Genomic DNA, 13,264 nt, shown 5'->3' with positions numbered 1-13,264 from the left:
AACTGCCATCACTGAACAATCAAACCGAATGATTTTTTTCGACGGTTGTCCTAGAGCTACGAACAGAGCATTACGCACTGAGCCCTAGGAGCTGTATATGAAGAGCAAATCACTCGTCGCCTGTCTGGCAATTCTTGGCTGTGTATCTCTGACCAGCCTGTCAGTCCAGGCTGCCGATGCCCCTGAGCCGACCATCGAGAAGTCCAAAGACAACATGCATGAGCTGGAGCTCGGCTCCCGCGCCCCTGAAAAATTCCGCCGCACCGAAGAAGGTCTCAAAGACTGGAGCAAACGCGGCCTGAAAGAACCGGCCAAAGAATCCCAGTGGGTGCAGATCCACGATAAATATGTGCAAGTACAGCTCACCAACGGGCAGATCACTGAAATCGTGCCGGTGAAAAAGTAACATCACCGCAACTGCAGGTCAGGCCCCGGTATCTTGCGGCAAACACTGAACCCTGTAGGAGTGAGCTTGCTCGCGATAGGTTTTTCCTGTCGATAAATTATCGCCTGACCTGACGCTATCGCGAGCAAGCTCACTCCTACAAAACCGGGTTAAAACGTCAAGATTGCATCTTTGGTTGATGGGCGCTGCCGTTTGGCTTAAAGAAAAACCCCGCCCGACGCTTCTATGCGCTGCCCGTTGATCCACTTGCCGCCATCCCCCAGCAGCATGCTGATCGCGGCACCGATATCGTCCGCCTCGCCCACCCGGCCCAACGCGGTGCTGGAAGCAATCATCTTGTTCACTTCAGCATTGTCTCGCACCGTGCCGCCCCCGAAATCAGTAGCAATGGCACCTGGCGCGAGCACGTTTACATTTATTCCACGGGGCCCCAGCTCTTGCGCCAGATAACGAGTCCAGACTTCAACCGCGCCTTTCATTGACGCGTAGGCGGCATAGCCGACCATGCTGAAACGCGCCAGCCCGCTGGACAGGTTGATGATTCGTCCACCGTCGGCAATCAGCGGCAATAGCTTCTGAGTGAGGAAGAATGGCCCTTTGAAGTGCATGTTCACCAGTTGGTCGAACTGAGTTTCGGTGGTCTGGGCGATGCTGCCGTAAATGCCGGCACCGGCGTTATTGACGAGAAAATCAAACTGCCCCGCATTGAAGACCTCTTTCAACACTTCTTTTAATTGGGCGGCGAACGCGTCAAAGCTGTCGCTCTGCCCGACATCCAGCTGAAGCATCCGGGCCTTGCCGCCCAACGCCTGGATTTCATCCGCTACCGCCTGAGCGTCAGCCTGGCGGCTTTGATAGGTCCCGATAATGTCCACGCCCTGCGCGGCGAGGTGCAATGCCGTGCTTTTACCCAAGCCACGACTGGCGCCCGTGATGATCGCGATTTTTCTGCTCATGGTGATGCCCTCAGTTCAGGTTGAAGTGTTCAGCGAGTGAGGAAAAGTCTATTGTTCGCGGGATATCAGATAAATGGTAAAAACCCGAAATCAATGGTCGAGCACGACGAACAATAAAGGCGTGTCCTCATGAACAAACTGGAGCTGTTGCGCTCGTTTGTGCGCGTTACCGAGCTGTCGAGTTTTACCCAGGCCAGTGAAGCGCTGGGGTTGCCGCGTTCGACGGTTTCCGAGCAGGTACGGGCGCTGGAGGAACTGCTCGGCACCCGCCTGTTGTTGCGCACCACGCGTAAGGTGCAGGCCACTCCGGACGGCGCCGTGCTGTATGAGCGCAGTAAAGAGATGCTGGCGCAGATGGACGAACTGGAGGGGCTGTTCCGTAGCGACGCGATGCTCAGCGGGCGTCTGCGGGTCGACATGCCCACTGCAATGGCCCATAACATCGTGCTGCCGCGCTTGCATGAGTTTCTCAGCGAACACCCCGGGATCGATCTGGAGATCAGCAGCACCGACCGCCGCGTCGATCTGGTCAGGGAAGGCTTTGACTGTGTGCTGCGCGTCGGCGACTTGCCGGACACCACGCTCGTCGCGCGAAATCTCGGTGACCTGGCGATGGTCAATTGTGTCGGTGCCGGTTACGCCCGTGAGCATGGCGTCCCACAGACCCTGGCCGACCTGCAGCACCACCGGCTGATCCACTATGTGACGGTGTTTGGTGGCAATACCGCGCTCTTTGAATATCAAGAGCAAGGCAAGACCCAGACCCTCGCCATGCCCCGCAGCGTTACCGTTAATAACGTTCAGGCGTACGAAGCCGCCTGCCTGGGCAATCTGGGTATCATTCAGTCGCCGCGCATGGGCATGTGCAAACATTTACTCAGCGGGGACATGGTCGAAATCCTCCCGGATCATCGTCCACTGCCCATGAAAATCTCCCTGCTCTACGCCCATCGTCGACATTTGCCGGAGCGCTGCCGGGTATTCATGGACTGGTTGCAGAACCTGATTGCCGAACGCAACACGCACTGGAAGAATCGCCAGCCCTCACCCGTGTGACGGTAAGGCCAGGAGCACGCTATGGAACTGCACATTGTCATTAAAGGCCGCAAGGATCTGGCGAACCAGCTCTATGAGCAATTGCGCGACAGTATTGAATGCGGACGGCTGGCAGCGGGTGTGCAACTGCCACCCAGCCGCTTGCTGGCGACACAACTGGGCTTGTCACGCAAAACCATATCCGACACTTATTCACGCCTGACCTACGAAAACTTTTTGGTCGGCAAGATCGGCAGCGGCACCTTCGTCAACCACCTGCCGACGCCCCAGTCACGCAAGCAGGAAGCCTGTGATCTGGCCAGCGCCGAAGTGCTGGCCAGGTGGCAAAACCTTGATCTGGGCCTGCGCCACCCTACCCGCGAAGAAACCCGACGCGGCGACTTTATTGGTGGCGCGATCAGTCGCAGTCACTTCCCTAACGAAGAATGGCGACGCTGTATTCAACACGGCCTGCGACAGATGGCCAAGGCCCCCGGTTTGTACAGTCAGCCGCAAGGGCTGGAGATTTTGCGCAAGGCTATTGCCGGGCATATCGCCTTTGCCCGCGGCGTGCGCTGCGTAGCGGATGACGTTGTGGTGTGCAACGGCGCGCAGCAGGCGCTGGACCTGATTTCACGCGTGCTGACCGAGCCTGGTTGCTGTGTTGCGATGGAAGATCCGGGTTATAGACCGGCCCGTCTATTATTCTCGGCCCAAGGGGCTACGGTGGTTGGCGTGCCCGTGGACGAACACGGCATGCAAGTGGATGCGATCCCCGAAGATGCACGGCTTATCTATGTCACGCCGTCGCATCAGATGCCTTTGGGCATGCCCATGAGCCTCGTGCGCCGCAAGGCATTGCTGGAAAAAGCGCGGCGCATTGGCGCGATCATCATCGAGGACGATTACGACAGCGAATTCCGCTACGAGGGGCAGCCCACCGATTCGCTGCAGAGCATGGACCCTCACGGAATAGTCGCCTACGTCGGGACGTTTTCGAAAACTCTGCTGCCGGAACTGCGTCTGGGCTATGCCGTGTTGCCCGCGGCAATTTACGCCGCGGTCATCAAGGCCCGCCAATTGACCGACTGGCATACCAGTACCCTGAACCAGTGGGCGCTGGCCAAGTTCATTGACGACGGTTTACTGCCAAAGCACATCCGTCGCTGTTACGGGATTTATGCGGGACGACGAGAGCGTATCCTGGCGCGCTTCGCAAGTGATTTGTCACCCTGGTTCGAAGCCATTCCGGCGACAGCGGGTTTCCACATGGCGCTCTGGTGCAAGATCCCGATGGATGTTGAGCAACTTATCCAGCAGGCCCGGCAGCACGGTGTCGGCATTTACTCTCTGGCCCCGTATTACCAGTCAACGCCTGGCCGCCCTGGCATCTATCTGGGCTTTGGCGCCATAGAAACCCTTGATATAGACCCGGCACTGGACCGCTTGCGGGAGTTGCTGCTGACGGTGTGACGATGGGCAAGGATGCGCTAGTCTCCGGAAACGCTATCCTGAGAAGCGGACCGACATCCCGGGGAACATCAGAACGGTAGGAGCTGCCGAAGGCTGTGATCGCGGTGCAGCAGAGAAATAGAATCGCAGCCTTCGGCAGCGCCTACAGGAAATTCATTTCAACTCAAAGGATCGACACAGCATGAGCCAACAACCACAGGCCCCCTACTTCTGGCGGGACGATCAGTTGCCTTTTATCGAGGCGCGTTCGGTGGGTGATGGGCGCAAGTTGTGTTACGCCAAGCATTCACATGAAGTGTTTTCCATCGGTGCGATCACGGCCGGGCAAAGTACTTATCTGCATGAGAAGAGCAGCCAGCAGGTGCGCGCGGGCACGGTGGTGCTGATGAACCCTGGCGACGTTCATGCCTGCAACCCGATTGCCGACCAGCATTGGTCGTACCTGATGCTGTATGTCGATACCCAGTGGCTGACCCGCCTGCAACACGAACTGGGCCTTGATCCCAACCATGACTTTCAGCCTGTTGCGCAAACCCACAGCACAGTGCCCGCGCTGTTCACGAGCCTGAACAATCTCTATGCAATCCTGATCGACAGCCAGGCCGATGTGCTGCACAAGCAATGCACAACCGTCGCGTTCTTCAGCCAGATGCAACACACCCTCGGCACCGCGCCGGTACGCCCGGAACTGGCGACGCAACGGGTCGAACGAGCCGCGCAGTACATCAACGACAACTTCAGAAAGCCCATCACGCTGGACGATATGTGCAATGCGGCGAGCCTTTCCGGCTCCTACCTGATCCGCGCCTTTGAACAGCGCTATCACATGACGCCTCACGCCTACCTGATCAACCGGCGCATCCAGCACGCCCGCACCCAGCTCAAAGGCGGCAGGCTGATCGCCGACGTCGCGCAAGAACTGGGGTTCGCCGATCAGGCGCATTTTCAGCGGGCCTTCAAGAAACATCTGGCCGCAACGCCGGGGCAATACCGATTGCAGTAATGGCTAGTACGCCAACAGATAGACGGCGCACCCCACAAGAAGCAGCGCCATGCTGCGGTTGAAGACGCGAATCCCCAGTGCGCTTTTCAGGTAATGGCGCAAGAAGGTTCCCGCGAACGCCCAGCACGCCAGTGACAAATAGCAGATCACGAAATAGATCGCCGCGAACTGCCAGATCAGGCGAGTCTCGCCACTGGCGACAAAGGCTCCCATTCCAGCGATGCACGCCAGCCAGGCCTTGGGGTTGAGCCACTGCATGACCGCCCCCACCAGCATCGAAGGCTTGTCACCTTCGCGCTCAACGTCCAGCCTGCCGTCGTCCAAAGCAAGCTTCCAGGCCATGTACAACAGAAAGGCGACCCCGGCCCACTTGATTGCCAGAGTCAGAAACGGCAGATGCATCAGGGTTTCATGCAGGCCGAAGCCGATCAGGAGCAACAGCAGCGTGAAGCCCAGCGTCGCCCCGGTGACGTGCAGCAGCGCCGAACCAAGACCGTAGCGAGCACCGGAACTCAACGCGACGACGTTGACCGGGCCCGGGGTAATTGAAGAGGCCAGCGCAAAGGCTGCCATGGATAACAACACACTCATCTGGATACCTTTAACCTGATCTGAAATGACGTGATCAAAGTAGGGATCAGACCTGACGGCGTATTGAATAAAATCACCCACTGCGCAGCGCCCACTGACTCTGGCGACAGGAATCAGGCAGAATGGCTCGCATTGGACAGGCGGCTCATACAAGCCAGCCGTCAGATGCCTTCATTTGCAGAGCGCAACCCATGAACAGTTTTGAAGAATCGATCATCGCCGCGGCTCAGGACGCGACGCCGAATAATACAGAGGCAGAGCGGGAAGCAGCCAAAGCGGCGGCCATTGAAGCCGTTGCTGAGATCATGCAAACCACCACCGGTTTGCAACGCACCCTGGCGCTGGCTGCCCTGCTGGACTCCTATTCCGAGTCAGATCCGGAAGACGAATAAAAAATACGCGACAAACGCAGATTTTTTACGCAAAATATCAAATAGCCATCACCGAATACCGATGGTTCACCTTGACCTGGACGTCAATGCCACTGGCCCCTGACTTCCGGAGTTGCAAGTTTGAACATCGAACATCTGAAGAATATCCAGGGTGATCTGCAGCGCACTGCCGATGACCTTGAGACTGTCTCGCTGAACCTCTCAGGGCACCTGATCTATCTGCAGCACTCCGTGCGCCCACTGGATGTCGCGGACGTCATTGCGCAGATCGACAAGTTGCAAGCCTCCGTCGACGACTTGCGCACGGTGGCGCAAAGCATCGACTGCTGATCAATCCCGAGCCTGGGACAGCGGCCTGGCGACCTCCTCCAGCGATTTGCGTTCCGATGCAACGCCCCAGACGGCCTGCACCACTGCGGCTATCAGCATCAAGGCCGCGCCAATCAAGTAACCGATCAACACATTGCTGCGGTCTTGAGTCTGAATCAGCTCACCGAACAGCGTCGGACCGATAATGCCCCCAAGGCCGGTACCAAACGCGTAAAAAACGGCAATCGCCAGCGCGCGAATCTCCAGCGGGAAGGTTTCCGCCACGGTCAGATACGCCGAGCTGGCAGCCGCCGAGGCGAAGAAGAAAATCACCATCCAGGCCACGGCTTGTTGTGTCACATCGAGCATGCCTTGCTGAAACAGGTACCCGCTGATGGCGAGCAATACGCCTGACACTGCGTAAGTCAGGCTGATCATCACTCTGCGGCCAACGACATCAAACAGTCGCCCGAGCAACAACGGGCCGCAGAAATTACCCAGTGCCAGCGGCAGAACGTACCAGCCGACCTGATCAGCGGGCACGTTATAAAAATCAGTCAGCACTAATGCGTAGGTGAAAAAGATCGCGTTGTAGAAAAACGCCTGGGCGGTGAGCAGCGTCATACCCACCAGTGCCCGCTGGCGAAAGCTGATAAACAGGGTGTGAAAAATTTCCCTGATTGGCGTGTGATCCCGTGCGTGCAGCCGCAACGGTTTACCGGTCAGTGGCGGAAGTTCATGGCCTTGATCGCGAAGCCGGTTTTCGATCTGCTCGACAATCCGTGTGGCCTCCGCCGCCTGGCCGTGAATCAGCAACCAGCGCGGGCTTTCCGGCAGCCATAGACGCATGAACAGAATCAACAGCCCCAACGCCGCGCCAATCGCGAAACACAGCCGCCAACCCAGATCGCCACCTATCCAGGCGGGATCAAGCAACACGATCGAACCACCAGCGCCCAGGGCGGCTCCCAGCCAGAACGTGCCGTTGATGGTCAGATCGACCCAGCCCCGATAGCGCGCCGGTGTGAATTCCTGAATCGTCGAATTGATCGCAGTGTATTCGCCGCCGATGCCCATTCCCGTCAGAAAACGGAACAGCAGGAAACTACCCAGGCTGAAGGAAAACGCTGTCGCTGCGGTAGCGCCGACGTACAGCAGCAAGGTGATGAAGAACAGCTTGCGACGCCCAAGGCGGTCCGTCAGCCAGCCAAACAGCAAAGCCCCCAGAACTGCACCGGCGATATAGACCGCGCCTGCCAGACCGATATCGCTGTTGGACATTTGCAGCGCCGGGCTGCTTTTCAAGGCACCCGATACCGAACCTGCCAAGGTGACTTCCAGGCCATCGAGCAACCAGGTGATTCCGAGGGCGAACACCAGCAGCGTGTGAAAACGCCCCCAAGGCAGGCGATCAAGACGCGCGGGGAGATCGGTTTCGAAAATCTGGCCGGAATCAGGTGGAGTCTTCAAGGTTATGCAGTCCTGTTTGGACCGGCCTTAGCCGGGAAAGCTGCCTGTCAGACGACACACATGTAGTGACTACACCGGCCTCTTCCCGGCTAAAGCCGATCCCACGTCCATACGTCTAAGCCAACAGACACTTTTCTGAGCCAGGCAGTTCGACCCAATAGCTTTCAACTCACCCAGAACCACATCAACGTCAGGTTGGCCACCGAGATCAACCCGAACAGCCCCCACGCGGCTATTTTCACCAGACGAGTGTTGACGAACGGCCCCATCAATTGCCGGTCGCTGGTGAAACGGATCAAGGGCCATAAGGCAAACGGTAACTGCAGGCTGAGCACCACCTGGCTGAGGACCAGCATCTTGCCCACCGCACCGTCGCCCAACCAGATCACGCCGATCAACGCTGGAATCAAGGCCAGTGCCCGAGTGATCAAGCGTCGCTGCCAGCAGGGAATTTTCGCCTGCAAAAAGCCTTCAAGCACGACTTGCCCGGCGATGGTCCCGGTGAACGTCGAACTCTGCCCAGCCGCCAGCAATGCGATGCCGAACAAGACGCTGGCGACCGCTCCGCCCACCAACGGATCAAGCAGGTGGTAGGCGTCCTGAATTTCCACCACATCGGTATGCCCGCTCTTGTGGAATGCGGCTGCGGCGAGGATCAGGATCGCGGCGTTGATCAACAGTGCCAGGCTCAACGAGGCGATGGTGTCCAGACGAGCAAACTTGATCGCACTGGCTTTACTGGCGAGATCACTGCCATTGACCCGGGTCTGCACCACCGACGAGTGCAGATACAGGTTATGCGGCATCACCGTCGCACCGAGAATGCCAATGGCGAGGTACAGCGGCTCCTGACTGCTCAGTACGTCCCAACTGGGCTTCAGGCCCGCCGCAACGTCCGGCCAGAACGGTTTTATCAATATCAGTTCCACCGTGAAGCAGGCGCCAATCGTGGCGATCAACCCCAGCACGATTGCTTCGAGACGGCGAAAGTTGGCGCCTTGCAAGGCCAGCACGATCAACGTGTCGAATGCTGTCAGCACCACGCCGGTCGTAATGGAAACGCCCAACAGCAGATGAAATGCCAGGGCCGCGCCCAGCACCTCAGCCAGATCGGTGGCGAGAATCGACAATTCCGCCAGCAGCCACTGTCCTTTGGCGACACCGGGGCTGTAACGCGATGCAGACAATTGCGCCAGGTCGCGCCCGGTGGCGATTCCCAGACGTGAACACAGGTTTTGCAGGACCATACCGGACAAACTGGCGAGCACCACGACGAACAGCAGCGCATAGCCAAAGCGCGAGCCAGCTTCGATGGCGGTGGCCCAGTTACCGGGATCCATATACCCAATGGAAACCAGCAAGCCCGGGCCGACGAACAACAACATCTTGCGCGCCAGCGAGGCATTGGCCGGAATGGCAACGCTGTCGGTAACAGCCGAGGGGCAAAACGGAGCAGTGGCAGTGGTGGGTAATTTGAACTTCACAGGAACCAGATGAGCAGCTGAGCGGAAGGCCAATCTTAAAGACTCAATACACATCTTGATACAGTCGAATAGCAACCCTCCAATCGGTCCCACGTCTTCCACATTTCCTGTAGGAGCTGCCGAAGGCTGCGGTCGCGGTGCAGCAGAGGAACCGAATCGCAGCCTTCGGCAGGTCCTACAGGGATATGCGAAAGACTCGGTTTATTCAGCAGGTAACGCTAACAAAGACAATTTTCAAGCAATAAAAAACCAAAAAAGGCTAACAACATTTAAGCTTAACAATTATTACCAATTGTAAAAGCGCTACCATATGCCATCAAAAAATAATGGAAGCCTGCGTATGTCCACCCCTTCTACCGCCAGCAGTCCGGCGGACGAGATCGCCGTCGACGGATCCGATCCGGTCCGCGCTGCTCATATTTCTGCGCGAATTGATCGCCTGCCCGCCGTTGCCACAGTCTGGAAACTGGTAGCCCTGCTCTCTATCGGTGGTTTTTTCGAGCTTTATGATCTGTTCCAAACCGCGTACATCAGCCCCGGCCTGCTGCGCGATGGCATCTTTGCGACAGGTGCCCAGGGCGTGTTCGGTTTTTCCGATCAGGCTGCCTTTGCCTCGGCGACCTTTCTCGGCCTTTTTCTGGGTGCCAGCCTGCTCAGCCCGATTGCCGACCGGTTCGGCCGAAGAGCGATTTTCACCTTCGCGTTGATCTGGTACACGATCGCCACAGTATTGATGGGCATTCAGACTGATGCGCTGGGCATTATCTGCATGCGTTTTCTGGTGGGGATCGGTCTGGGCATAGAACTGGTGACCATTGATGCTTATCTGGCGGAGTTGGTGCCCAAGCGCATGCGCAGCTCGGCTTTCGCTTTTGCCTTCTTTATTCAGTTCCTGTCGGTGCCCGCCGTTGCGCTGATGTCATGGTGGCTGGTGCCACAAGCACCCTTCGGTATTTCCGGCTGGCGCTGGGTGGTATTGGCCAGCGCAGTGTTCGCGCTGTTCATCTGGTGGCTGCGTTCACGCCTGCCCGAATCGCCGCGCTGGCTCGCTCAACATGGGCGTTACGAGGAAGCCGAACGCATCATGGATGACATCGAAGCACGCTGTCAGCGCGATCATGGCAAACCACTGGACGCCCCCGAACCGGAAGTTGTCGCGGTATCGGGCAAAGGGCGTTTCGCTGATATCTGGCAACCGCCTTACCGCCGCCGGGCATTGATGCTGATCGTGTTCCATGTGTTCCAGGCGATCGGCTTTTTCGGCTTTGGCAACTGGCTTCCAGCATTGCTGTCCGGCCAGGGTGTCAGCGTCACCCATAGCCTGGGTTACGCGTTTATCATCACCCTCGCCTACCCACTGGGCCCTTTATTGTTCGTGAAGTTTGCCAACCGCTTCGAGAACAAATGGCAGATCGTCGGATCAGCGCTGGGCTCGATGATCTTCGGCACCCTCTTCGCTTTCCAGTCTTCGGCAACAGGTCTGGTGTTCTGCGGCGTAATGATCACCTTCTGCAATGCATGGCTCAGCTTCAGCTACCACTCCTATCAGGGCGAGTTGTTCCCAACCAATATCCGCGCCCGCGCAGTGGGGTTCTGCTATTCATTCAGTCGCTTGTCGACGGTGTTCAGCAGCCTGTTGATCGGCTTCTTCCTTGATCACTTCGGTACTCCGGGCGTCCTGGCATTTATTGTCAGCAGCATGTTGATCGTGATCATTACGATCGGTAGGTTCGGGCCACGAACCCGTAATCTGGCGCTGGAGAATATTGCGCACCGCTGATATATAACTGCGCCGTTGCAAGTCCGATCATCGCCTCACCCGAACACATCGTGCCAGGCTGCTTCAATAGAAATATGCCTGGCCAACTAACAAAGAGGAGGCATGCCATGGCCGGTTCCCGCCCGGAAAACCCCGAAGTCGCGATTACGGAAGTGCAGCGTCCCGAAATATTACCTGACCCAGCGATCGACGAAGACGATCCAGATGCGGGCTTTGAACCCGGAACCGAGTTGCTGCCAGAAAAAGGTGATTTTCAGCGAGTAAAAACCCGCGACTGATCGCGGCACGTTGCCCCCGTTGCAGGCGCAACAGGCCGGCGGACCCAGGGGCACCGCCGGCCAATGTCTTCAACTTTGCAGCCACTCTACGTTGGTTATACCGAAGTGTTCCGCGTAAGGCTTGGAAACGCGGGGGACTTTTTCCGTTCGATATTTTGGAATACGGGCGATACCTGCATCCACACTGGCATGATGCCATGCTTCGGAATTATCCATGTGCTCTGCACTGATGTAGAAAGACTTGAACGCGCCGTTTAACAAATAATCGATTCTGTAGTGTTTGTACTGTGACATCCAGGCAGCGCCTCCTTTTGGTTTGCTTAGTGCAGTAGATGACCTCCCGGCTTTGCAAAAAATTCACTCTTTTTTCACAAATCGCGACCAAGCAATCTTTCGCCCTGTGGCACGCTGCCTTATATCCTCATACGCTTGATTTAACGAAAAAAAGATGCTTATCGAATACCCAGGCGCTTGGCAAGCCGACTCAAGTTTGCGCGATCAACGCCCAGCTCCCTCGCCACTTCTGCCCACTTACCATGATGGCGAAGTAATGCCTGCTCAATTAACTGCTGTTGATAGGCATCCACGGCTGTCTTCAATAAAACCCCGGGTTGCGTATTTGAATCCGCAGGCAAGTGCAGTCTTTCTTGTAGTTTTGTGCTCACACTAACAGTCTCTTCTTCCAGGCCTAGTGCTTGCGCTTCGACAGTCAGAATACGCGGGCGCTCGGCGCTCAACGACAGAGACTTGAGCACAGCGCGACTGATCAGATGTTCCAGCTCGCGAACATTCCCTGGCCACGTGTGCCCCAGCAATAATTTCTGCGCCTCACTGTTGAGGCGCAAGCTACGCAGGCCCATGCGCGCACGGTTTTCTTCCAGGAAATAGCCCGCCAGCAGTAATACGTCACGGCCGCGTTCGCGCAGCGGCGGAACCAGCAGCGGATAAACGCTCAGCCGGTGGTACAGGTCAGCACGGAAGCGACCGGACCGAACCTCTTCGGCAAGGTCGCGATTGGTGGCGGCAATGATCCGTACGTCCACCTGGTGCTCCTGATCAGAACCGACACGTTGCAATTGACCGCTTTGCAAGACACGCAGCAGCTTGGACTGCACCGGCAAAGGCAGCTCACCCACCTCATCAAGGAAAATGGTTCCGCCGTCGGCCAGTTCAAATTTTCCGGAGCGCCCATTGACTGCCCCTGAGAAAGCCCCTTTGACGTGGCCAAACAGCTCACTTTCCACCAGCATTTCCGGGAGTGCCGCACAGTTGAGGCTGATCAGTGGCTTGTGGGCGCGGGGTGAACTCAGGTGAATGGCTTCGGCCACCAGTTCTTTACCGACCCCGGTTTCTCCCGTGATGAGTACCGATAGCGCGCTGTTACCGACTAACTGAATCTCCTGAATCATTCGTTTGTGAGCCGGGCTCTGCCCAATCAACTCTCGCGGCCCGCGACCGCCAGCAGCACGCTTGTAGACTTCGGCCAACTGGCGTTGATCTTCGAAACCCCGTGCCAGCTGGTTGATGCGTTCACTGGCCATCACAGTTGCGGCGGCCAGTCCGGCAAACGCCTCAAGATTATCCAGATCAACCTGATTGAAGCTCGACGGGTCCAGCGAATCCAGGGTAATCAAGCCCCAGGGCTTGTCCTGAAAATAAAGCGGACACCCCAGACAATCATGAACCTCCAGATGCCCCTGATGGCCGTCGACCAGACCGTCATAAGGATCTGGCAAATCGCAGTCCATCGAGAAACGCGTGGGTGCAGGGTTTTCCAGAAGTATTTTCAGCCGGGGATGTTCATCGATCCGAAAGCGACGTCCAAGGGTGTCCACGCTCAGCCCCTCTACGGCCAGCGGTACCAGCACCTCCCCTTCAAGTTTGAGCAGGGCCACCGCATCGCAAGGCAGCAACTGCCGCAATGCGTGGAGCAATCGCCGATAACGCTCCTCATCAGGCAGCTCGCGGCTCAGGTCGGCCACTAGCGGAACGAGGGCGCTCAATAGCGGATTGCTCATCATGATTGCGTTCCATCGGCTGAAAAAACGCGGTCATTATGACTCGCAGCCTTATCGAATAGACAGTGG

14 protein-coding genes are annotated in these 13,264 nt (G+C 57.3%); 8 read left to right on the top strand and 6 right to left on the bottom strand.

Going from position 1 to position 13,264, the window contains the following annotated elements; translation table 11 throughout:
- Window positions 1–97 precede the first annotated feature (97 nt).
- Window positions 98–406 carry an RcnB family protein gene (locus EE949_RS00715; protein WP_122662046.1) on the top strand — a complete coding sequence of 103 codons (309 nt, stop codon included), beginning with the start codon at window positions 98–100 and terminating at the stop codon, window positions 404–406.
- 197 nt (window positions 407–603) lie between these two features.
- On the opposite strand, the gene EE949_RS00710 is transcribed toward EE949_RS00715, so the two are convergent.
- A complete protein-coding gene (locus EE949_RS00710) occupies window positions 604–1,362 on the bottom strand; it encodes an SDR family NAD(P)-dependent oxidoreductase (protein WP_122662044.1) in 759 nt (252 codons plus the stop codon).
- Window positions 1,363–1,491: 129 nt separating this feature from the next.
- Between EE949_RS00710 and EE949_RS00705 the strand changes: the two genes are divergently transcribed.
- From EE949_RS00705 to EE949_RS00695, 3 genes are all read left to right on the top strand, one after another.
- Window positions 1,492–2,418 carry a LysR family transcriptional regulator gene (locus EE949_RS00705; RefSeq protein ID WP_122662042.1) on the top strand — a complete coding sequence of 309 codons (927 nt, stop codon included), beginning with the start codon at window positions 1,492–1,494 and terminating at the stop codon, window positions 2,416–2,418.
- A gap of 21 nt (window positions 2,419–2,439) precedes the next feature.
- Window positions 2,440–3,870, top strand: a complete 1,431-nt coding sequence (locus EE949_RS00700) for a PLP-dependent aminotransferase family protein (protein WP_122662040.1) — start codon at window positions 2,440–2,442, stop codon at window positions 3,868–3,870.
- 181 nt (window positions 3,871–4,051) lie between these two features.
- Window positions 4,052–4,873 carry an AraC family transcriptional regulator gene (locus EE949_RS00695; RefSeq protein WP_122662038.1) on the top strand — a complete coding sequence of 274 codons (822 nt, stop codon included), beginning with the start codon at window positions 4,052–4,054 and terminating at the stop codon, window positions 4,871–4,873.
- A gap of 3 nt (window positions 4,874–4,876) precedes the next feature.
- Here EE949_RS00695 and EE949_RS00690 read toward each other — a convergent pair whose 3' ends face one another.
- Window positions 4,877–5,464, bottom strand: coding sequence for a LysE family translocator (locus EE949_RS00690; RefSeq protein WP_162874610.1), 588 nt, complete (start codon window positions 5,462–5,464; stop codon window positions 4,877–4,879).
- 191 nt (window positions 5,465–5,655) lie between these two features.
- Between EE949_RS00690 and EE949_RS00685 the strand changes: the two genes are divergently transcribed.
- Both EE949_RS00685 and EE949_RS00680 read left to right on the top strand, forming a co-directional pair.
- Entirely contained in the window at window positions 5,656–5,856 is a 201-nt protein-coding gene (locus EE949_RS00685) for a hypothetical protein (protein ID WP_122662134.1), read from the top strand.
- A 120-nt stretch (window positions 5,857–5,976) separates the two neighbouring features.
- On the top strand, window positions 5,977–6,186 hold the full coding sequence (locus tag EE949_RS00680) for a hypothetical protein (RefSeq protein WP_122662036.1): 210 nt from the start codon (window positions 5,977–5,979) through the stop codon (window positions 6,184–6,186).
- Here the strand turns inward: EE949_RS00680 and EE949_RS00675 are convergent, their stop codons facing one another.
- Together EE949_RS00675 and EE949_RS00670 are read right to left on the bottom strand one after the other, a co-directional pair.
- Window positions 6,187–7,635, bottom strand: a complete 1,449-nt coding sequence (locus EE949_RS00675; protein WP_122662034.1) for an MFS transporter — start codon at window positions 7,633–7,635, stop codon at window positions 6,187–6,189.
- Between the two features lie 164 nt (window positions 7,636–7,799).
- Complete coding sequence (locus EE949_RS00670; RefSeq protein WP_122662132.1) at window positions 7,800–9,119, bottom strand: Nramp family divalent metal transporter; 1,320 nt, start codon at window positions 9,117–9,119, stop codon at window positions 7,800–7,802.
- A 340-nt stretch (window positions 9,120–9,459) separates the two neighbouring features.
- Between EE949_RS00670 and EE949_RS00665 the strand changes: the two genes are divergently transcribed.
- Both EE949_RS00665 and EE949_RS29340 read left to right on the top strand, forming a co-directional pair.
- Entirely contained in the window at window positions 9,460–10,899 is a 1,440-nt protein-coding gene (locus tag EE949_RS00665) for an MFS transporter (protein ID WP_122662032.1), read from the top strand.
- Window positions 10,900–11,006: 107 nt separating this feature from the next.
- Entirely contained in the window at window positions 11,007–11,177 is a 171-nt protein-coding gene (locus EE949_RS29340; RefSeq protein WP_162874611.1) for a hypothetical protein, read from the top strand.
- Between the two features lie 69 nt (window positions 11,178–11,246).
- Here the strand turns inward: EE949_RS29340 and EE949_RS00660 are convergent, their stop codons facing one another.
- A complete protein-coding gene (locus EE949_RS00660) occupies window positions 11,247–11,471 on the bottom strand; it encodes a DUF6555 family protein (RefSeq protein ID WP_027900221.1) in 225 nt (74 codons plus the stop codon).
- 158 nt (window positions 11,472–11,629) lie between these two features.
- Complete coding sequence (gene norR / locus EE949_RS00655; RefSeq protein ID WP_240350647.1) at window positions 11,630–13,198, bottom strand: nitric oxide reductase transcriptional regulator NorR; 1,569 nt, start codon at window positions 13,196–13,198, stop codon at window positions 11,630–11,632.
- Window positions 13,199–13,264: the final 66 nt, after the last annotated feature.

This window comes from Pseudomonas viridiflava (genome assembly GCF_900602065.1).
Classification (GTDB): domain Bacteria; phylum Pseudomonadota; class Gammaproteobacteria; order Pseudomonadales; family Pseudomonadaceae; genus Aquipseudomonas.
Note: the sequence above shows the minus strand (reverse complement) of the source record. Positions and strands in the feature narration are given on the sequence as shown.